Source organism: Kitasatospora sp. NPDC008050 (assembly GCF_042957465.1).
In the GTDB taxonomy this organism is placed as follows: domain Bacteria; phylum Actinomycetota; class Actinomycetes; order Streptomycetales; family Streptomycetaceae; genus Kitasatospora.
Genome location: NZ_JBIBIJ010000007.1, coordinates 119,191 through 143,037, shown reverse-complemented (window position 1 = coordinate 143,037; position 23,847 = coordinate 119,191). Strand labels below are relative to the sequence as shown.

Genomic DNA, 23,847 nt, shown 5'->3' with positions numbered 1-23,847 from the left:
TGTTCACCGGCCGGCTCTCCGCCGAGAACCCGGAGTGGGCACCGGAGCACGAGATCTACGGGGCGTACATCCTGCCGGGTGTCTCCTTCGTGGACCTGCTGCTGCACGTGGCCCGGATCGTGGGCTGCGACCAGATCGAGGAGCTGACCCACCGCACCTTCCTGGCCATCCCCGAACAGGGCGCGCTCCAGGTGCGGCTGGCCGTGGAGGCCCAGGACAGCGCCGGGAGCAGGACCTTCGCGCTCTACTCCCGCGCGGAGCAGGCGCCCGCGGGCACCGACTGGACGCTGCACGCCACCGGCTCCCTCGCTGTCGGCGAACCGGCCGGTGCCCACGAGCCCTTCGAGGAGGGCGACTGGCCGCCCGCCGGGGCGACCGCGCTGGACATGACCGAGTTCTACCGGCGGATCATCGACGCCGGCTTCGGCTACGGCCCGCTCTTCCGTTCGCTGCGGGCCGCCTGGCAGGACGGCGACACCACGTACGGCGAGGTGGCGTTCCCCGCCGACGCGGACCCCGGTGCCTACGGCATCCACCCCGGCCTGCTGGACTCCGCCCTGCAGCCGGCCGCCCTGGTGCTCGGCGCCACCGCGGCCGAGGACAGCATCCGGGTGCCGTTCTCCTGGAGCGGTGTGGCCATTCACTCGGTGGGCGCCACCCGGCTGCGGGTGCGGCTCTCCCGGCCCACCCCCGACACCGTGTCGCTGGCGATCGTGGACCACACCGGCGCACCCGCCATCACGATCAGCTCGCTGGCCATGCGGGCGGTGGCCACCGACCAGCTGACGAGCGGCCGGAGCGCCGCCGCCCAGGAGCTCTACCAGATCGACTGGACCGCGCTGCCCGTCCCCGCCGGTGCCGCCCAGGTCGCCCAGGCCGCGCCGGTGTGGGCGGTGCTCGGCGACGCCGAGCTGACCGCCGCGCTGCGCCGGGCCGGCGTGACCGCCACGGACTACCCGGATGTGGCCGCGTTGCGCACCGCACTGGCGGCCGGCGAACCCGCCCCGGAGCTGGCCGTCCTGCCGGCCCTGGGCACCCCGGCGGCCGCCCCCGAGCGGGCCCACCAGCTGACCGCCCAGGTGCTGGAGACTCTCCAACAGCTGCTCGTAGCCGAGGAGTTCACTGCCCGGGTAGCGGTGCTGACCCGCGCGGCGCAGGCCGTCGCGGACGACGAGGAGGTGCGCGACCCCGGCGCCGCCGCCGTCTGGGGCCTGGTCCGCTCCGCGCAGTCCGAGCAGCCCGACCGGTTCGTCCTGGTCGACCTGGACGAGGCCGGCGCCTCACTGGCCGCCCTGCCCGTCGCCGTTGCCCTCGGCGAGCCGCAACTCGCCCTGCGCAACGGCAAGGTGACGGCACCCCGGCTCGCCCGGGCCGCCGCCGCGGCAGACCGTGCACCGCTGGACACCGAAGGCACCGTGCTGATCACCGGCGGCACCGGCGCGCTGGGCGCGATGCTCGCCCGCCACCTGGTGACCGACCACGGCATCCGCCACCTGCTGCTCACCAGCCGGCGCGGCCCGGCCGCCCCGGGAGCCGCCGAACTGGTCACCGCACTGGCCGAGTTGGGAGCCGAGGCAGTGATCGCCGGCTGCGACGCCACCGACCGACCGGCGCTGGCCGAGCTGCTCGCCGCCATCCCGGCCACCCGCCCGCTGACCGCCGTGGTGCACTGCGCCGGGGTGCTCGACGACGGCACGATCTCCTCCCTCACGACCGAGCGGCTCGACGCCGTCCTCACCCCCAAGGCCGACGCCGCCTGGAACCTGCACACGCTCACCGAGGGCCAGGAGCTGGCGGCCTTCGTCCTCTACTCCTCGATCGTCGGCACCCTCGGCGCGCCGGGGCAGGCCAACTACGCGGCCGCCAACGGCTATCTGGACGCCCTTGCCGCCCACCGCCGGGCCCACGGCCTGCCCGCGACCTCGCTGGCCTGGGGCCTGTGGGCGGACGCGGCGAGCATGAGCGGCACGCTCAGCGAGCAGGACCAGGTCCGGATGGCCCGCACCGGCGTCACCCCGATGCCGGACGCCCAGGGCCTGGCCCTGTTCGACGCCGCCCTCGGGCACCAGCGCCCCGTCCTGGTGCCGGCCCAGCTCAACGCGGCCGGTCTGCGCGCCCAGGCGGACGCGGGCACCATCGCACCGATCTTCGCCGGGCTCCACCGACCGCGCCCGCGCCGCGCCGCCGAGGCCGGCCCGGCTGTCGGCGAGCACGGGCCGGCCCAGGAGCTGGCCGCCCGCGGCGAGGCCGAGCAGGTCCCGTTCCTGCTGGACTTCCTGCACGGCCACATCGCCACCGTGCTCGGCCACGACCCGTCCTCGGCGCTCGACCCGGAGAGCTCGTTCAAGGAGCTGGGCTTCAACTCGCTGACCGCGGTGGAGCTGCGCAACACCCTCAGCAAGGCGGTGGGGATGCGCCTGCCCGCCACCCTCACCTTCGACTACCCGACTCCCGCCGCGATCGCCCGCTACCTGCACGGCGAGCTGCTCAGCTCGGCGCCGCAGCGCGGACCGGTCAGGCCGGTGGCCCGCAAGGCCGGGAACGACGACCCCATCGCGATCGTCGGGATGGGCTGCCGGTTCCCCGGCGGCGCCGACAACCCCGAGGGCCTGTGGCAGCTGGTGGCCACCGGCACCGACGCGATCGGCGAGTTCCCGCAGAACCGCGGCTGGGACGTCGAGGGCCTCTACGACCCGGACCCGGCGGCGCTCGGCAAGAGCTACACCCGCCACGGCGGCTTCCTCTACGACGCGGACCGGTTCGACGCCGACTTCTTCGGCATCACCCCGCGCGAGGCCCTCGCACTCGACCCGCAGCAGCGGCTGCTGCTGGAGACCAGCTGGGAGGCGATCGAGCGGGCCGGGATCGTGCCGGCCACGCTGCGCGGCAACCAGATCGGCGTCTTCGCGGGCGTCGTCACCCAGGAGTACGCGCCGCTGGTGCGCCAGGGCACCGAGGGCGTCGAGGGCTACCTGCTCACCGGCACCACCGCCAGCGTGGCCTCGGGCCGGGTCTCCTACGCCTTCGGCTTCGAGGGCCCGGCGATCACCGTGGACACCGCCTGCTCCTCCTCGCTCGTCGCCCTGCACCTGGCCGCCCAGGCGCTGCGCAACGGCGAGTGCACGATGGCGCTGGCCGGCGGCGCGACCGTGATGGCCAACGCGGGCATGTTCCTGGAGTTCAGCCGCCAGCGGGGCCTCGCCCCCGACGGCCGGGCCAAGTCCTTCGCCAACGCCGCCGACGGCACGATCTGGGCCGAGGGCGCGGGCATGCTGCTACTGGAGCGGCTCTCCGACGCCAAGGCCAACGGGCACCCGGTGGTGGCCGTGATCCGCGGCTCGGCGGTCAACCAGGACGGCGCCAGCAACGGCCTCACCGCCCCCAACGGGCCCTCCCAGCAGCGGGTGATCCGCACCGCCCTGGCCAACGCCCGGCTGACGCCCGACCAGGTCGACGCCGTGGAGGCACACGGCACCGGCACCACGCTCGGCGACCCGATCGAGGCACAGGCCCTGATCGCCACCTACGGACAGGACCGCCCGGCCGAACTGCCACTGCTGCTCGGCTCGTTCAAGTCGAACATCGGGCATGCCCAGGCCGCCGCCGGGATCGGCGGCGTGATCAAGATGGTGCAGGCGATCCGGCACGGTGTGCTGCCGAAGACGCTGCACGTGGACGAGCCGACCCCGCACGTCGACTGGACGAGTGGTGCCGTCGAGCTGCTCACCGAGTCCCGGCCCTGGCCGGAAACCGGGCACCCACGCCGGGCCGCGGTCTCCTCCTTCGGCATCAGCGGCACCAACGCCCACCTGATCCTCGAAGCCGCACCCGCCGCCGAGGCGGCACCTGGTGACGACACCGTCGCGCCGCTGCTGCTCTCCGCCAAGACCGAGCCCGCGCTGCGCGACCAGGCCGCCCGGCTGCGCGAGCTGATCGCGGACGACCAGGAAGTCGGCCTGGCCGACGTTGCGGTCACTCTCGCCACCGGGCGGGCACGGTTCCAGCACCGGGCTGTGGTGCTGGGCGACACCCGCGAGGAGTTGCTGGCCGGTCTGGCCGCCGTGGCCGCCGGGACGCCCAGCAAGCACACCGTCCACGGGGCGGTGCGCGGCGGCAAACTCGCCTTCCTCTTCACCGGACAAGGCGCCCAACGCCTCGGCATGGGACGCGAACTCCACCACACCGAACCGGTCTTCGCCGCCGCCTTCGACGAAGCCTGCGCCGCACTCGACCCCCACCTGGAACAGCCACTACGCGAGATCGTCTTCGGCAACGAGGAACTGCTGCACCAGACCCGCTACACCCAGCCCGCCCTCTTCGCCCTCGAAACCGCGTTGTGCCGGCTGCTGGAGAGCCGCGGCGTCACACCCGACTACCTCGCCGGGCATTCGATCGGCGAACTCACCGCCGCCCACGTCGCCGGCATCCTCTCCCTACCGGACGCCGCACGCCTGGTCGCCGCACGCGCCCGCCTCATGCAATCCGCCCCCACCGGCGGCGCCATGATCGCCATCCAAGCCACCGAAGACGAACTGCGCGAACACCTCACCTCACAGGTCTCCATCGCCGCCCTCAACTCCCCCGACTCCACCGTCATCTCCGGCGACCCTGCCGAAGCAGGGCACATCGCCGACCACTTCAAGACCCTCGGCCGCAAGACCAAGCACCTCCACGTCAGCCACGCCTTCCACTCCCCCCACATGGACCCCATCCTCGACGAATTCCACACCGAGGCCGCCCAACTCACCTACCACGAACCGAAGATCCCCATCGTCTCCGAGCTCGCCACCACCCACCCCCTCACCACCCCCGGCTACTGGACCGACCACATCCGCCAAGCCGTCCGCTTCACCGATGCCGTCCGCACCCTCCACGAGCACGGCGTCACCACCACCCTCGAACTCGGCCCCGACCCCGTCCTCACCACCCTCACCGACACCCCCCTCGCCATCCCCACCCTGCGCGCCGACCGCCCCGAAGCAGACACGTTCAACGCAGCCCTCGCCCACCTCCACACCCACGGCCACCCCGTCACCTGGCCCACCACCGGCCACCAGATCGACCTCCCCACCTATCCCTTCCAACGCGAGCGCTACTGGCTGAGCCCGGCCAAGCCGGGGGCGAGTGCCGCCACGCTCGGCCTGGGCAGCGCCGACCACCCGCTGCTCGGCGCCAGCGTGGTGCTGCCCGACGGCACCCGGCTCTTCACCGGGCGGGTCGCACTCAACACCCACCCCTGGCTCCACGACCACGTGGTCTTCGGCACCGTGGTGCTGCCGGGTGTGGCCTTCCTGGACCTCCTGCTCTACGCGGGCGCGCAGGCCGGGTGCGGCCGGATCGACGAGCTGGTCCACCACGCCTTCCTCGCCGTGCCCCCGCAGGGCGGGCGGGACCTGCAGATCACCATCGGCACCGCCGACGAGACCGACCGCCGTCCGTTCACCATGTACTCGCGGCCCGCCGACGGCGCGCCCGAGGAGGAGTGGACCCGGCACGCCAGCGGCTTCCTGGCCGCCGAAGAGGGTTCGCCCGCCTTCGAGTTGGCCGCCTGGCCACCGGCCGGCGCCACCCCGGTGGACATCGACGCGTTCTACCGGACCTTCATCAACCGCGGCTACGAGTACGGCCCGATGTTCCAGGGCTTCAAGGCGGGTTGGCGCCTCGGCCCGGACGTATACGCCGAGATCGAGCTGCCCGAGGACGGCGACGCCGAGACCTACGGCCTGCACCCGGCGCTGCTGGACTCGGCGCTGCACCCGCTGATGCTCTGGTACAACGCGGCGGACGGGGTGCGCCTGCCGTTCTCCTGGAGCGGGGTGACCCTGCACGCGACCGGCGCCCGCCACGTGCGGGTACGGCTCTCCCGGCCCGAACCGGACATCGTCTCGCTGGCCATCGCCGACCGCTCGGGCGCGCCGGTGATGTCGATCGAGGCGCTGGCGATGCGCCCGGTCGGCGCCGAGCAGCTGGCGGCGGCGCGCAGCAAGCAGCCGGACTCGCTCTACCGGGTGCGGTGGGACAAGATCTCCGCCGGGTCGAGCCGGTCGGCGGGCCTGTCCTTCGCCGTCCTCGGCGACAAGGCGCTGGCCGGCACGCTGGGCCGGCTCGGCATCGCCGCCGAGTGCCACGACGGCCTGTCCGCCCTCCCGCAGCCGCTGCCCGCGGGTCTGGCCGGCCTGCTGCTGCCGATCGCGGCCGAGCCGGCCGGCGCTCCCGGCGCCCACGCCACGGCCACCGCTCTGCTGACGGACATTCAGGAGTTCCTCGCCGATGAGCGGTTCGCCGCCACCGCGCTGACCGTGCTGACCCGTGGGGCGATCGCCGTCCGGGACGGGGAGGACGTGCCGGATCTGGCGGCCGCCGCCGTCTGGGGCCTGGTGCGCACCGCGCAGTCGGAGAACCCGGGCCGGATCGTCCTGCTCGACCACGACGAGAGCGACCTGTCCTGGCGCGCGCTGCCCGCCGCCCTGGCCGCGGAGGCACCGCAGTTCGCGCTCCGGGCAGGCGAGTTGCTGGTCCCCCGGCTGGCCCGGGCGACCGTGGCCGGCGAGTCGGCAAGGCCGCTGGACCCGGCGGGGACGGTGCTGCTCACCGGCGGCACCGGCTCCCTCGGCACCCTGCTCGCCCGCCACCTGGTGACCGAGCACGGCGTGCGCCACCTGCACCTGGTCAGCCGACGCGGCCCAGCTGCCCCCGGCGCGGCCGAACTCGCCGACGAGCTGGCCGGATTGGGCGCCCAGGTGGTGCTCAGCGCCTGCGACACGGCCGACAGCACGGCAGTGGCCGCACTGCTCGCCGGCATCCCGGCCACCCGCCCACTGACCGCGGTGGTGCACGCCGCGGGCGTGCTGGACGACTCCACCATCCCCTCGCTGACCGCGCAGCGGCTCGGCGCGGTGCTGCGGCCCAAGGTGGACGCCGCCTGGCAGCTGCACGAGGCGACCAAGCACCTGGATCTCGCCGCCTTCGTGCTCTTCTCCTCGGTCGCGGGCCTGATCGGCAACGCGGGCCAGGCCAACTACGCCGCCGCCAACACCTTCCTGGACGCCCTCGCCGCTCACCGCCGGGCCCACGGCCTGGCCGGTCTCTCGCTGGCCTGGGGCCTGTGGGAGCAGGACAGCGGGATGGCGGGCGCGCTCGACGAGGCGGGCCGAGCACGGCTCGGCCGCGGTGGCATCGTGCCGGTGCCGACCGCGCAGGCGCTGGAGCTGTTCGACCTCGCGCTGACCCAGGACCGCGCGCTGCTGGTGCCCGCCAGGCTCGACGTCGGTGGCCTCGGCCAGGACGGCGAGCCGGTGCCGCCGATGCTCCGCGGCCTGGTCCCCACCACCGGGCGCCGCAAGGCCCGTGACGTGGTGGACGCCTCGGCCTTCCAGCAGCGACTGGCCGGTCGCGGCGAGGCGGAGCAGGTCAAGGTGCTCCAGGAGCACATCCTGAACCAGCTGGCCGCCGTGCTCGGCCACAGCTCGGCGGCGGCCCTCGACGGCCGGAGCGGGTTCCTGGAGATCGGGCTCGACTCGCTGACCGCGGTGGAGTTCCGCAACACGCTGAACCGGGACACCGGGCTGCGGCTGCCGGCCACCACGCTCTTCGACTACCCGACCCCGGCCGAACTCGCCGCCTTCCTGCGCACCGAGTTCGCCCCGGCGGCGGAAGCCGGGGCCGCCGGGCAGAACGCCGCCGGGTACTCCACCGCCGACCCGGCGACGTTCACGGCGGAGCTGGACCGGCTGGAGGCCGGTCTCGCCGGCCTCGGCTCCGACACCCGGGACGGCCTGGCGCTGCGGCTGCAGAGCGTGCTGAACCACCTGACCGAGCTGCAGCTGGCCGCGGACTCCGCGGCGGCAGCGGCCACCGTGCGGATCGACGCCGCCACGGACGACGAGATCTTCGACTTCATCGACAACGAGCTTGGACTGGGGGCAGACGGTGAGTGAGGACAAGCTCCGCGACTATCTGAAGCGGGTCACCACCGAGCTTCAGCAAACCCGCGCACGGCTGCGGCAGGCCGAGTCGGCGGCCCATGAGCCGATCGCCATCATCGGCATGGGCTGCCGGTTCCCCGGCGGCGTGACCAGCCCCGAGCAGCTCTGGCAGCTGGTCGCCGAAGGCACCGACGCGATCGGCGAGTTCCCGCAGAACCGCGGCTGGGAGCTGGCGGACCTCTTCGACCCGGACCCGGCCGCCGCCGGCCGCACCTACGCCCGCCAGGGCGGGTTCCTCTACGACGCCGACCGGTTCGACGCCGAGTTCTTCGGCATCAGCCCCCGCGAGGCCCTCGCGCTGGACCCCCAGCAGCGGCTGCTGCTGGAGACCAGCTGGGAGGCGCTGGAGCGGGCCGGGATCGACCCGGCCTCGCTGCGGGGCGCGGCAGCGGGCGTCTTCACCGGCGTCTCCAACCACGAGTACGCCTCGCTCAACCACCAGGGGCCCGAGGAGATCGAGGGCTACCTGCTGACCGGCAACACGCTCAGCGTGGCGTCCGGGCGGATCTCCTACACCCTCGGCTTCGAGGGTCCGGCCGTCACGGTCGACACCGCCTGCTCCTCCTCACTGGTCGCCCTGCACCTGGCCGCCCAGGCGCTGCGCGGCGGCGAGTGCTCGATGGCGCTGGCGGGCGGCGCGGCGCTGATGGCCACACCCGGCATGTTCCTGGAGTTCAGCCGCCAGCGCGGGCTGTCGCCCGACAGCCGGTGCAAGTCCTTCGCCGCCGCGGCCGACGGCGTCATCTGGGGCGAGGGCGCCGGGATGGTGCTGCTGGAGCGCCTGGCCGACGCGCAGGCCAACGGTCACCCGGTGGTGGCCGTGATCCGCGGCTCGGCGATCAACCAGGACGGCAAGAGCAGCCAGCTGACCGCACCCAACGGCCCGGCCCAGCAGCGGGTGATCCGCGCCGCGCTGGCCAACGCCCGGCTGTCGGCCGATCAGGTCGACGCGGTGGAGGCGCACGGCACCGGCACCCGGCTCGGCGACCCGATCGAGGCGCAGGCCCTGCTGGCCACCTACGGTCGGTCCCACACGAGCGAACTCCCCCTGCTGCTCGGCTCGTTGAAGTCCAACATCGGCCACACCCAGGCCGCCGCCGGGATCGGCGGCGTGATCAAGATGGTGCAGGCGATGCGCCACGGCCTGCTGCCCAGGACGCTGCACGTGGACGAGCCGACTCCGCACGTCGACTGGTCGGCGGGCGCGGTGGAGCTGCTCACCGAGGCCCGCCCCTGGCCCGAGACCGACCACCCCCGCCGGTCGGCCGTCTCCTCCTTCGGCATCAGCGGCACCAACGCCCACCTGATCCTGGAAGCCGCACCCGCCACCGAAGCCGCGCCCTGTGACGACACCGTCGCGCCGCTGCTGCTCTCCGCGAAGACCGAGCCCGCGCTGCGTGAGCAGGCAGCGCGGCTGCGCTCGCTGATCGCGGACGACCAGGAAGTCGGCCTGGCCGACGTTGCGGTCACCCTCGCCACCGGGCGGGCTCAGTTCCAGCGCCGCGCGGTCGTCCTGGGTGACACCCGCGAGGAGCTGCTCGCCGGACTCGACGCCCTGGCCAAGGGGACAGCGAGCAGGAACGCCGTCCAAGGCACCGCACGCAACGGCAAACTCGCCTTCCTCTTCACCGGACAGGGTGCCCAGCGGCTCGGCATGGGGCGCGAACTCCACGACACCGAACCGGTCTTCGCCGCCGCCTTCGACGAAGCCTGCGCCGCACTCGACCCGCACCTGGAACAGCCACTACGCGAGATCGTCTTCGACAACGAGAAGCTGCTGCACCAGACCCAGTACACCCAGCCCGCCCTCTTCGCCCTGGAGACCGCGTTGTACCGGCTGCTGGAGAGCCGCGGCGTCACACCCGACTACCTCGCCGGGCATTCGATCGGCGAACTCACCGCCGCCCACGTCGCCGGCGTCCTCTCCCTGACCGACGCCGCACGCCTGGTCGCCGCACGCGCCCGCCTCATGCAATCCGCCCCCACCGGCGGCGCCATGATCGCCATCCAAGCCACCGAAGACGAACTGCGCGAACACCTCACCTCACAGGTCTCCATCGCCGCCCTCAACTCCCCCGACTCCACCGTCATCTCCGGCGACCCTGCCGAAGCAGGGCACATCGCCGACCACTTCAAGACCCTCGGCCGCAAGACCAAATACCTCCAGGTCAGCCACGCCTTCCACTCCCCCCACATGGACCCCATCCTCGACGAATTCCACGCCGAGGCCGCCCAACTCACCTACCACGAGCCGAAGATCCCCATCATCACCCACCTCACCACCACCCACCCCCTCACCACCCCCGGCTACTGGACCGACCACATCCGCCAAGCCGTCCGCTTCACCGATGCCGTCCGCACCCTCCACCAGCACGGCGTCACCACCACCCTCGAACTCGGCCCCGACCCCGTCCTCACCGCCCTCACCGACACCCCCCTCGCCATCCCCACCCTGCGCAACGGCCGCCCGGAAGCAGACACGTTCAACGCAGCCCTCGCCCACCTCCACACCCACGGCCACCCCGTCACCTGGCCCACCACCGGCCGGACCGTCGACCTCCCCACCTACCCCTTCCAACGCGAGCGCTACTGGCTCGCCCCCTCCAGCGCGGGGGCCGACCTCAGCGCCGCCGGGCTCACCGCGAGCGAGCACCCGCTGCTCGCCACCGTGACCGAACTGCCCGACGGCAGGGGGCATCTGTTCACCGGCCGGATCTCGGCGGAGCACCCGGCCTGGACCGCCGAGCACGAGATCTACGGCGCCCCCGTGCTGCCCGGCACCGCCTTCATCGACCTGCTGCTGCACGCCGCCGACCAGATCGGCTGCGACCGGATCGACGAGCTGACCCACCACACCTTCCTCGCCATCCCCGAACACGGCGCTCTCCAGCTGCGGTTGATCGTCGAGCCGGCCGACGACGGCGGACGCGCGGCCTTCGCCGTCTACACCCGGTCCGAGACCGCCGGCACCGAGACCGCCTGGACCTGCCACGCCACCGGTGTGCTCGGTAACCGGACGGCGGGCGAGGGCAGCGCGCTGACCGCCTGGCCGCCCGCCGACACCAGCCCGGTCGAACTCGGGGACTTCTACGAGCACTTCATCGAGCGTGGCTATCACTACGGTCCGCTCTTCCAGGGCCTGCGCGCGGCCTGGCGCGGCACCGACGCGGTCTATGCCGAGATCGCCCTGCCGGAGGGCACCGACCCCGGCGGCTACGGCATCCACCCGGCGTTGCTCGACGCCGCGCTGCACCCCGGCGCGCTGGTGCCCCGGCTCGGCCCGGACGGTACCCCGGTCGTCGAGCAGACCGGGCACGTCCGGCTGCCGTTCTCGTGGAGCGGGGTCACCCTGCACGCGACCGGCGCGACCCGGCTGCGGATCCGGGTCAGCGAGCCGACGCCCGGCACCGTGACCATGGCGGTGGCCGACCCGACCGGCGCGCCGGTGATGACCATCGGCGCCCTGACCATGCGTGAGGTCGACCCGTCCAAGCTGGAGGAGGCCCGCGCCACCGGGCCGGACGCCGGGCTGCACCGGATCGACTGGCTTGAGCAGCAGGTGCCGGAGGGTGCGCCGGTCGGCGGCTCCTGGGTGGTGCTCGGTGACGCCCAGGTCGCCGAGGCCCTGCGCAGCGCCGGACTCGACGTGCGCCACCACGCCGACCTGACCGTCCCCACCACCGACGACGAGATGACCCACGCCCATGCCCTCGCCGCCCACACCCTCACCACCCTCCAACACACCCTCGCCAGCGAAGAGTTCGCCGACGCTCGGATCCTCGTCGCCGGCCGCACCGACGACGGCCTCGCCACCGCCACCCTCCACGGCCTCACCCGCTCCGCCCAAGCCGAGAACCCCGACCGCATCACCCTGATCACCACCGACGGCACCGACGCCTCCTCCACCGCCCTCCCCCACGCCCTCACCCTCGCCCTCGCCACCGACGAACCCGAACTCGCCCTCACCGATGGCCGCTTGACCGCTCCGAGGCTGGTCACAACCGACCCGGCCGAGCCCGCACGACTCGACCCCAACGGCACCGTCCTGATCACCGGCGGCACCGGCACCCTCGGCACCCTCCTCGCCCGCCACCTGATCACCGAGCACGGCATCCGCCACCTCCACCTGGTCAGCCGACGCGGCCCGAACACCCCAGGAGCCACCCAACTCACCGACGAGCTGGCCGGACTGGGCGCCCAGGTGGTACTCACCGCCTGCGACACCGCCGACGCCGCAGCAGTCAACACCCTGATCGCCGACATCCCCACCGAACACCCCCTCACCGCCGTCATCCACACCGCCGGCGTCCTCGACGACGCCACGATCGCCTCGCTCACCTCCGACCAACTCCACACCGTCCTACGCCCCAAGATCGACGCCGCCTGGCACCTCCACCAAGCCACCCACCACCTCGACCTCCAAGCCTTCGTCCTCTACTCCTCCATCGCCGGCCTCATCGGCAGCCCCGGACAGGCCAACTACGCCGCCGCCAACACCTACCTCGACGCCCTCGCCACCCACCGCCACACCCAAGGCCTGCCCGCCCACTCCCTCGCCTGGGGCCCCTGGCAGCAGGAGGCGGGCGGCATGACCGCGACGCTGACCGACCAGGACCACGCGCGGTTGCGCCGCTCGGGCCTGCTGCCGGTTCCGGTCGAGCGCGCGCTGGCGATGTTCGACGCGGCCCTGGGCACGGACCACCCGGTCACCGTGGCCGCGCTCTTCGACAGCGCCCGGCTGCGGGCGGCCGGCCCCGTCCCGGCGCTCTACCGGGGCATCGTCCGCGGCGGGGCGCGCCGCGTCGCCAGCGGTGGCGCGGCGGACGGCTCGCCCGTCCTGGAGCAGTTGCGGGGGCGTACCCGGGCCGAGCAGGAGCAGCTGGTCCTCGAACTGGTGCGCGGCCTCGTCGCCACCGCACTCGGCCACAGCTCTCCGGCCGCCATCGACCCGGTCAGCCCGTTCAAGGAGCTGGGCTTCGACTCGCTGACCGCCGTCGAGCTGCGCAACACCCTGGCCAACAGCACCGGCCGCCGGCTGCCCGCCACGCTGGTCTTCGACTACCCGACGCCTGCCGCCGTCGCCCGCTTCCTGCTGGACGAACTGCTCGACACAGCTGAAGAGTTCGCCGCGCCCACCGCAGTGGCGACGAGCGCCGCAGCCACCGACCAGGACGACCTGATCGCCATCGTCGGGATGGGCTGCCGGTTCCCCGGCGGCGTGACCACCCCCGACGGCCTGTGGCAGCTGGTCGCCGACGGCGTGGACGCGATCGGCGAGTTCCCGGCGGGCCGCGGCTGGCACACCGAGGAGTTGTACGACCCGGATCCGGAGGCGATCGGCAAGACCTACGCCCGCCAGGGCGGATTCCTCTACGACGCCGACCGGTTCGACGCCGAGTTCTTCGGCATCAGCCCGCGCGAGGCGCTCGCCCTGGACCCCCAGCAGCGCCTGCTGCTGGAGACCAGCTGGGAGGCGATCGAGCGGGCCGGCATCGACCCGAAGGCGATGCACGGCAGCAGGACCGGCGTCTTCACCGGCGCGATCGCGCAGGAGTACGCCTCGCTGACCTACCTGGGCACCGAGGGCGCCGAGGGCTACCTCGTCACCGGCCTGGCGGCCAGCGTGGCCTCGGGCCGGATCTCCTACACCTTCGGCCTGGAGGGCCCCGCCCTCACCGTCGACACCGCCTGCTCCTCCTCGCTGGTGGCCATGCACCTGGCCGTTCAGGCGCTGCGCACCGGCGAATGCACGATGGCGCTGGCCGGCGGCGTCACGGTGATGGCCACGCCGGGCATGTACCAGGAGTTCAGCCGCCAGCGGGGCCTCGCCCCCGACAGCCGGTGCAAGCCCTTCGCCGGCGCGGCCGACGGCGTCGCCTGGGGCGAGGGCGCCGGGATGGTGCTGCTGGAGCGTCTGGCCGACGCCCGGGCCAACGGTCACCAGGTGCTGGCCGTGATCCGCGGCTCGGCGGTGAACCAGGACGGCGCCAGCAACGGCCTGACCGCACCCAACGGCCCCTCGCAGCAGCGGGTGATCCGCGCCGCCCTGGCCGACGCCCGGCTGGCGCCGGACCAGGTCGACGCCGTGGAGGCGCACGGCACCGGCACCACGCTCGGCGACCCGATCGAGGCCCAGGCCCTGCTGGCCACCTACGGACAGCAGCGAAGCGTCGAACAGCCGCTGCTGCTCGGGTCGTTGAAGTCCAACATCGGCCACGCCCAGGCCGCCGCCGGGATCGGCGGCGTGATCAAGATGGTGCAGGCGATGCGCCACGGCCTGCTGCCCAGGACGCTGCACGTGGACGAGCCGACCCCGCACGTCGACTGGACCAGCGGCGCCGTCGAACTGCTCACCGAGGCCCGCCCCTGGCCCGAGACCGACCACCCCCGCCGGTCGGCCGTCTCTTCCTTCGGCATCAGCGGGACGAACGCCCACATCATCCTGGAGGCCGCGCCCGAACCCGAGGCCACGGCGGACGAGCCGGCCCCGGCCGCCGTGCCGCTGCTGCTCTCGGCGAAGACCGAGCCCGCGCTGCGCGAGCAGGCCGCCCGGCTGCACGAGCTGATCGCCCAGGATCAGGAAGTCGGACCGGCCGACGTTGCGGTCGCACTGGCCACCACGCGAGGGCAGTTCGAACACCGGGCGGTCGTCGTGGGGCAGGACCGCGCGGAACTGCTCGCCGGGCTGACCGCGCTGGCCCAGGACGAGGCGGCGGCCAACGTCGTCACCGGCAGCGCCGAGCCGGGTGGGCGCACGGTCTTCGTCTTCCCCGGCCAGGGGTCGCAGTGGGACGGCATGGCCCGCCAACTCCTCGACGAATCACCGGTCTTCCGCCAGCACATCGACGCCTGCGCCGAGGCCCTGGCCCACCACACCGACTGGTCACTGCTCGACCTGCTCCACCAGAAACCGGACGCCCCCTCGCTGGAACGCGTCGACGTCGTGCAACCCGCCCTCTTCGCGATCATGGTCTCACTGGCCCGCACCTGGCAATCCCTCGGCATCCACCCCGACGCCGTCATCGGCCACTCCCAAGGCGAAATCGCCGCCGCCCACATCGCCGGAGCCCTCACCCTCGACGACGCCGCCCGCATCGTCACCCTACGCAGCAAAGCCATCGCCACCGACCTCGCCGGCACCGGCACCATGGCCAGCATCCCGCTCCCCGCCACCCAGGTCGAACCCCTCCTCACCGAACACGACGGCAACGTCAGCATCGCCGCCATCAACGGCCCCACCAGCACCGTCATCGCCGGCACCGTCACCGCCGTGCACGCCGTGGTCGACCACTGCAAGAAGCAAGGCATCCGCGCCCGCACCATCCCCGTCGACTACGCCTCCCACTCCGCCCAGGTCGAACCCATCCGCGCACAACTCCTCGCCGACCTCGCCGACATCCAACCCCAACCGTCGACCATCCCCTTCGCCTCCACCGTCACCACCGAGACCATCGACACCACCACCCTCACCGCCGACTACTGGTACACCAACCTGCGCACCACCGTCCGCTTCGAAGAAACCATCCGCACCCTCGCCACCACCGGCCACACCACCTTCATCGAAACCAGCCCCCACCCCGTCCTCACCACCCCCATCGAAGACACCCTCGACGGCACCGGCCACGCCATCGGCACCCTGCGCCGCGACCACGGCAACCTCACCCGCCTCCTCACCTCCGCCGCCCAAGCCCACACCACCGGCACCCCCATCACCTGGACCACCCTCCTCCCCGCCACCACCAAGCCCGTCGAACTCCCCACCTACGCCTTCCAACACCGGTCCTTCTGGCTGAAGCCGACCACCGCCACCGACCTCACCAGCACCGGCCTGCACCCCCTCGACCACCCCATCCTCACCGCCACCACCACCCTCCCCGACGGCACCCACCTCCTCACCGGACGCGTCTCGCTCCAGCAGCAGCCGTGGCTGACCGACCACGCCATCCTGGACACCGTCCTGCTGCCCGGCGCCGCGTTCGTGGAGCTCGCCCTGCACGCCGCGCACCACACCGGCCACCCGCAACTCGCCGAACTCACCCTCCAGCACCCGCTGGTGGTGCCCGAGGAGACGGCGATCGAGCTCCAGCTGGCCGTCGGTCCGCAGGACGAGAGCGGCGCCGCGCCGCTCACCATCCACTCCCGCCCGGCCGACACCGCCGACCAGCAGCCCTGGACCCTGCACGCCACCGGCACCCTCGCCGACAGCGACCAGCAGCCCGCCGCGCTCGACGGCACCTGGCCGCCCACCGGCGCAACCGCGCTGCCAGTTGACGCCTTCTACCACCAACTCACCACCCAGGGATACGCCTACGGTCCGGCCTTCCAGGGCCTGCATGCCGCCTGGCGCACCAGCGAGGCCCTCTACGCCGAGATCCTGCTGCCCGACGAGACCCCCACCGACGGCTACGGCCTCCACCCCGCCCTGCTCGACGCCGCCCTGCACCCCTCGCTGCTCGACCTCGCCGAGGGCATCCGGCTGCCGTTCTCCTGGAGCGGCGTCACCCTGCACGCCGTCGGCGCCCGGGCGTTGCGGGTGCGGCTGGCGCCGACCAGCCCCGACGGCGCTACCGCGACGCTGACCCTCACCGACTTCGAAGGCCTGCCGGTGGCCACCGTGGAGTCGCTGGCCGGCCGGCCGATCACCCCCGAGCAGCTCGCTTCCGTGCGAACCGCCCCGAAGCCGCCGCTCTACCAGATCACCATGGCTGCGCAGCAGTTGCCGGACCGTGCGGTCACCAGCGGCTCCTGGGTGGTGCTCGGTGATGCCCAGGTCGCCGAGGCCCTGCGCAGCGCCGGACTCGACGTGCGCCACCACGCCGACCTGACCGTCCCCACCGACGACGACGAGATCACCCACGCCCACGCCCTCGCCGCCCACACCCTCATCACCCTCCAACACGCCCTCGCCAGCCAAGAGTTCGCCGACGCTCGGATCCTCGTCGCCGGCCGCAGCGACGACGGCCTCGCCACCGCCACCCTCCACGGCCTCACCCGCTCCGCCCAAGCCGAGAACCCCGACCGCATCACCCTGATCACCACCGACGGCACCGACGCCTCCTCCACCGCCCTCCCCCACGCCCTCGCCATCGCCCTCGATGAACCCGAACTCGCCCTCACCGATGGCCGCTTGACCACTCCGAGGCTGGTCACAACCGAACCGGCCGCGCCCGCACGGCTCGACCCCAACGGCACCGTCCTGATCACCGGCGGCACCGGCACCCTCGGCACCCTCCTCGCCCGCCACCTGATCACCGAGCACGGCATCCGCCACCTCCACCTGGTCAGCCGACGCGGCCCGAACACCCCAGGAGCCACCCAACTCACCGACGAGCTGGCCGGACTGGGCGCCCAGGTGGTACTCACCGCCTGCGACACCGCCGACGCCGCAGCAGTCAACACCCTGATCGCCGACATCCCCACCGAACACCCCCTCACCGCCGTCATCCACACCGCCGGCGTCCTCGACGACGCCACGATCGCCTCGCTCACCCCCGAACAACTCCACACCGTCCTACGCCCCAAAATCGACGCCGCCTGGCACCTCCACCAAGCCACCCACCACCTCAACCTCCAAGCCTTCGTCCTCTACTCCTCCATCGCCGGCCTCATCGGCAGCCCCGGACAGGCCAACTACGCCGCCGCCAACACCTACCTCGACGCCCTCGCCACCCACCGCCACACCCAAGGCCTGCCCGCCCACTCCCTCGCCTGGGGCCTGTGGGCCGAGAGCAGCGCGCTGACCAGCACCGTCGACCACGCGTCCCGGACCCGGATGGCGCAGCGTGGCCTGCTGCCGCTGGCCACCGGCGAGGCGCTGGAGCTCTTCGACGCCGCGCTCGCCTCGGAGCCGGCCGTCGTGGTGCCGACCAGGTTCGACCTCGCCAGGCTGCGCGAACGGGCCGCCGCCGGCAACCTCCCGCCGCTGCTGCGCGGGCTGGTCGGCACCGTGCTGCGCCGCAGCTCGCAGGCCGGACCGGCGGACCAGCAGGGGCTGCGCACCCGACTGGCCGGGCTGGCCGGGGAGGAGCAGGCGCGGCTGCTGCTCGACCTGGTCCGCGGTCAGCTCGGCGCCGTCCTGCGCCTCTCCTCGCCCGACACGATCCCGCCGCAGCGCGGCTTCCTGGAGCTCGGGCTGGACTCGCTGACCGCCGTCGAGCTGCGCAACTCCCTCGCCAAGGCGACCGGCCTGCGGCTGCCCGCCACGCTGATCTTCAACCACCCCACGCCCGCCGCCCTGGCCGCGCACCTGCGCACCGAACTGCTGGGCGCGGACCTCGCACCCCTCGCAGCATCCGTGCCGCCCAGGCCGTCCACGTCGACCGGCACCGAGGACGACGACCTGATCGCCATCGTCGGCATGGGCTGCCGGTACCCCGGCGGCGTGACCACCCCCGAGCAGCTCTGGCGACTGGTCGCCGACGGCGTCGACGCGATCAGCGAGTTCCCGGACGGACGCGGTTGGGACATCGGGGAGTTGTACGACCCGAACCCCGACGCGACGGGCCGCACCTATACCCGGCACGGCGGATTCCTGCACGACGCCGACTGGTTCGACGCCGAGTTCTTCGGCATCAGCCCCCGCGAGGCCCTCGCCGTCGACCCGCAGCAGCGACTGCTGCTGGAGACCAGCTGGGAGGCGATCGAGCGGGCCGGCCTCAACCCCGAGGCCCTGCGCGGCAGTCGGACCGGCGTCTTCACCGGCGTCATGTACTACGACTACGGCACCCGCCTGGCCAACCAGACCCCCGACGGCTTCGAGGGCTACCTCAGCACCGGCAGCGCGGGCAGCGTGGCCTCGGGCCGGATCTCCTACACCTTCGGGCTCGAAGGCCCCGCGGTCTCGGTCGACACCGCCTGCTCCTCCTCGCTCGTCGCCCTGCACCTGGCCGCCCAGGCACTGCGCAACGGCGAGTGCGGGCTGGCGCTGGCCGGTGGCGTCACGGTGATGGCCACCCCCACCACCTTCCTGGAGTTCAGCCGCCAGCGCGGACTGTCACCCGACGGCCGCTGCAAATCCTTCGCCGGTGCGGCCGACGGGGTCGCCTGGGCGGAGGGCGCGGGCATGCTCCTGCTGGAGCGGCTGGCCGACGCCCGGGCCAACGGTCACCCGGTGGTGGCCGTGATCCGCGGCTCGGCGGTCAACCAGGACGGCAAGAGCAGCCAGTTGACGGCGCCCAACGGCCCCTCACAGGAACGGGTGATCCGCGCAGCACTGGCCGGCGCCCGGCTGACGGCCGACCAGGTCGACGCGGTGGAGGCGCACGGCACCGGCACCACGCTCGGCGACCCGATCGAGGCCGAGGCCCTGATCGCCACCTACGGACAGCGCGCCGGCGATGCGCACCCGCTGCTGCTCGGCTCGCTGAAGTCCAACATCGGGCACGCGCAGGCCGCCGCCGGGGTGGGTGGCGTGATCAAGATGGTCCAGGCGATGCGGCACGGCCTGCTGCCGAAGACGCTGCACGTGGACGAGCCGACCCCGCACGTCGACTGGACCAGCGGCGCCGTCGAACTGCTCACCGAGGCCCGTCCCTGGCCGGAAACCGATCATCCCCGCCGGGCAGCCGTCTCCTCCTTCGGCATCAGCGGCACCAACGCGCACGTGATCCTCGAAGCCGCGCCCACCACCGAGGCGACACCTGGTGACGACACCGTCGCGCCGCTGCTGCTCTCCGCCAAGACCGAGCCCGCGCTGCGCGAGCAGGCGGCGCGGCTGCGCTCGCTGATCGCGGACGACCAGGAAGTCGGCCTGGCCGACGTTGCGCTCACCCTCGCTACCGGGCGGGCCCAGTTCCAGCACCGCGCGGTCGTCCTGGGTGACACCCGCGAAGACCTGCTCACCGGACTCGACGCCCTGACCGAACAGCGGACCTCCCGAAACCTTGTCCAAGGCACCGCACGCAACGGCAAACTCGCCTTCCTCTTCACCGGACAAGGCGCCCAACGCCTCGGCATGGGACGCGAACTCCACCACACCGAACCGGTCTTCACCGCCGCCTTCGACGAAGCCTGCGCCGCACTCGACCCCCACCTGGAACAGCCACTACGCGAGATCGCCTTCGGCAACGAGGAACTGCTGCACCAGACCCAGTACACCCAGCCCGCGCTCTTCGCCCTCGAAACCGCGTTGTACCGGCTGCTGGAGAGCCGCGGCGTCACACCCGACTACCTCGCCGGCCACTCCATCGGCGAACTCACCGCCGCCCACGTCGCCGGCATCCTCTCACTGACCGACGCCGCCCGCCTGGTCGCCGCACGCGCCCGCCTCATGCAATCCGCCCCCGCCGGCGGCGCCATGATCGCCATCCAAGCCACCGAAGACGAACTACGCGAACACCTCACCCCACAGGTCTCCATCGCCGCCCTCAACTCCCCCGACTCCACCGTCATCTCCGGCGACCCCACCCAAGCCCAGCAGATCGCCGACCACTTCAAGACCCTCGGCCGCAAAACCAAGCACCTCCACGTCAGCCACGCCTTCCACTCCCCCCACATGGACCCCATCCTCGACGAGTTCCACACCGAGGCCGCCCAACTCACCTACCACGAACCGAAGATCCCCATCATCACCCACCTCAGCACAGCTGAACCGCTCACCACCCCCGGCTACTGGACCGACCACATCCGCCAAACCGTCCGCTTCACCGACACCATCACCACCCTCCACCAGCACGGCGTCACCACCACCCTCGAACTCGGCCCCGACCCCGTCCTCACCACCCTCACCGACACCCCACTCGCCATCCCCACCCTCCGCAACAACCACCCCGAACCCCACACCCTCACCACCGCCCTCGCCCACCTCCACACCCACGGCCACCCCGTCACCTGGCCCACCACCGGCCACCAAATCGACCTCCCCACCTACCCCTTCCAGCACGAGAGTTACTGGCTCCACCCGACCCGCACCGCCGACCTCGGCGCCGCCGGACTCGCCACCGGCGATCACCCGCTGCTCGACATGGCGGTCGAGCTCCCGGACGGGGGCCAGCTCTTCACTGGCCTGCTCTCGCTCCAGCGCCACCCGTGGCTCGCCGAGCACACCGTGCTGGGCACCCCGGTCCTGCCGGGTGCGGCCTTCGCGGAGCTGGCGCTCCAGCTGGCCGACCGGTTCGGCTGCGACGAGGTCGACGACCTCGTGCTGGAGCATCCGCTGGCCCTGCCGGACCACGGCAACATCGAGCTGCGGATCCTCGTCGGTGCGGCCGAGGAGTCCGGCGGGCGCTCGTTCCGCATCCACTCCCGGCCGCAGTCGCCCGGACAATCGACCGGACAATCGACCGGGCAGTCGGCGCAGCACGACTGGGTGGGCAACGCCACCGGGCGGCTGGACAGCGCGGGCTCGGTCACCGATCCCACGCAGCCGGCCAGTTGGCCCCCGGCGGGCGCCGTTCCGGTGGCGATCGACACCCTGTACGCCCGGGTGGCGGACGCCGGGATCGCCTACGGCCCGGTCTTCCAGGGTCTGCGAGCGGCCTGGCGCCACGGTGACGATCTCTACGCCGAGATCGGGCTGCCCGAGGAGCACGACACCGCGTCCTTCGGCCTGCATCCCGCACTGCTCGACGCCGCGCTGCACCCGATCGCCCTCCTGAACGGCTCGGCCACCGAAGCGGCGGAGCCGGCCGCCCCCACCCTGCGCCTGCCGTTCGCCTGGAACGGCATCCGGTTGCGTCGCAGCGGAGCCACCGCACTGCGGGTTCGGATGGCGCCGATCGGCCCGGACACGGTCGCGCTCACCCTCAGCGACCCGGTGACCGGCGCCCTGGTGGCCGACGTCGAGTCGCTGACGGTACGCCCCGTCGATCCGGCGGCCTTCCGCCGGGCCGGGCTCGCCGACCCGCTCTACCGGCTCAGCTGGCTGCCGCTGCCCGAGGCCACCACCGCCACCCGCCGCACCGCTCGCCGTCTCGTGGCCCTGGGCACCGCACCTGACGCGCTGTCGGCCCTCGCAGTCACCGTCCACCCGGACCTGGCGGTGTTCGCCAAGGAGGACGCCGCCACCGACAGCGACACTCCAGCAGACCTCCTCGTCGCGCTCCCCGCCCGCGCCACCGCCGCCGATCAGCCGACCGCCGCCCACCAGGCGACCGGCCGCCTCCTCGCCCTGGTGCAGGACTTCCTCGCCGAGGAGCGGTTCGCCGGCCACCGGCTGGTGGTCCTGACCCAGGGAGCGCTCGCGGCTCACGAGGGCGACCAGGTACCGGAGTTGGCGAGTGCCCCGGTCTGGGGCCTGCTCCGGTCCGCCCAGTCGGAGCAGCCGGACCGGTTCGTGCTGGTCGACCATGACGGCACCGCCGCCTCCTGGCAGGCGCTGCCCGCCGCGCTGGCCGGGCCCGAGGCCCAGTTCGCGCTCCGCGAGGGCCGGCTGCTCGTCCCGCGCCTGACCAAGACACAGACCACGACCACGCCCATGGCCACGACCACGACCACGACCGAGCCCACCCGGCTCGACCCCGAGGGCACCGTCCTGATCACCGGCGGCACCGGCACCCTCGGCACCCTCCTCGCCCGCCACCTCGCCACCACCCACCACATCCGCCACCTCCTGCTCACCAGCCGACGCGGACCCGATGCGCCCGGCGCCGCCGAACTCCGCACCGAACTCGCCGCCCTGGGTGCCGAGGCCACCATCACCGCCTGCGACACCGCCGACCCCGAGGCCCTGCTCGCCCTCCTCGCCACCGTCCCCGCCCAGCACCCCCTCACCGCCGTCATCCACACCGCCGGCGTCCTCGACGACGCCACCCTCCCCGCCCTCACCCCCGACCAACTCCACACCGTCCTACGCCCCAAGATCGACGCCGCCTGGCACCTCCACCAGGCCACCCACCACCTCGACCTGCAAGCCTTCGTCCTCTACTCCTCGATCGCCGGCCTGACCGGCAGCCCCGGACAGGCCAACTACGCCGCCGCCAACAGCTACCTCGACGCCCTCGCCGCCCACCGCCGCGCCCAGGGGCTGCCCGCCCACTCCCTCGCCTGGGGCCTGTGGGGGCAGGAGAGCATGGCAGCGGGCATGGCGGCGGGCATGGCGGGGAGCCTGGACGCCCAGGACCGGGCCCGGCTGCGCCGCTCGGGCATCGCTCCGCTGGCCCCCGAGAGCGCGCTCGCCCTCTTCGACGCTGCGCTCTTCGACAGCGCCCTCTTCGACACCGCGCTCGCCACCGACCGCGCGGTGCTGGCGCCGATCAGGCTCGACACCGCGGCGCTCCGCTCCGCCGGCTCCGCCGCTGCCGTGCCGCCGCTGTTCCGTGCCCTGGTCCGGGCCACCCCGTCCCGGACCGGCGGCGGGGACCGGAGCGGGCAGCCCGCCCTGCGGGAGCAGTTGGCGCGGCTGGCCTCGGGCGAGCAGCTCGATCTCCTGCTGAGCACGGTCCGGACCCGGATCGCCGGGATCCTGGGCCATGACACCCCGCGCGCGGTCGGCCCGGACCGGGGTCTGATGGAGCTGGGCTTCGACTCGTTGACGGCGGTGGAGCTGCGCAACACCCTCGGCACCCTCACCGGCCTGCGCCTGCCGACCACCTTCGTCTTCGACTACCCGACCCCGAGCGCGATGGCCCGCCAACTGCACGCCCAGCTGGGCCTGGCCGACGCCGCGAGCGGATCACCGGGCCACGGCGAGGACCCGACCGACGAGGCCGCGCTCCGGCGCACGCTGGCCGCCGTCCCGCTGGCCGCCCTGCGCGAGGCCGGCCTGCTCGACACCCTGCTGCGCCTGGGGCAGGCACCCGACCTGCGCCGCCCCGGGCAGGCCCCGGCAGCCGACCAGTCCGACTCGATCAAGGAAGCCGACACCGACGAACTGATCCGGATGGCGCTCGCCCAGAGCGGCGGCAGGACCGACACCGCCAGCTGA

2 protein-coding genes (1 of these 2 only partly in view) are annotated in these 23,847 nt (G+C 73.3%); both read left to right on the top strand.

Features of this window, described 5'->3' with window-relative positions:
- Nucleotides 1–7,937: the 3' portion of an SDR family NAD(P)-dependent oxidoreductase gene (locus ACFZB9_RS16270; RefSeq protein ID WP_391447586.1), read on the top strand. It extends 5,737 nt beyond the left edge of the window; the window shows 7,937 of its 13,674 coding nt (coding positions 5,738–13,674); its start codon lies beyond the left edge, outside the window; the stop codon is at nucleotides 7,935–7,937.
- A complete protein-coding gene (locus tag ACFZB9_RS16265; RefSeq protein ID WP_391447584.1) occupies nucleotides 7,930–23,847 on the top strand; it encodes a type I polyketide synthase in 15,918 nt (5,305 codons plus the stop codon). Before ACFZB9_RS16270 ends, ACFZB9_RS16265 begins: the two co-directional genes overlap by 8 nt.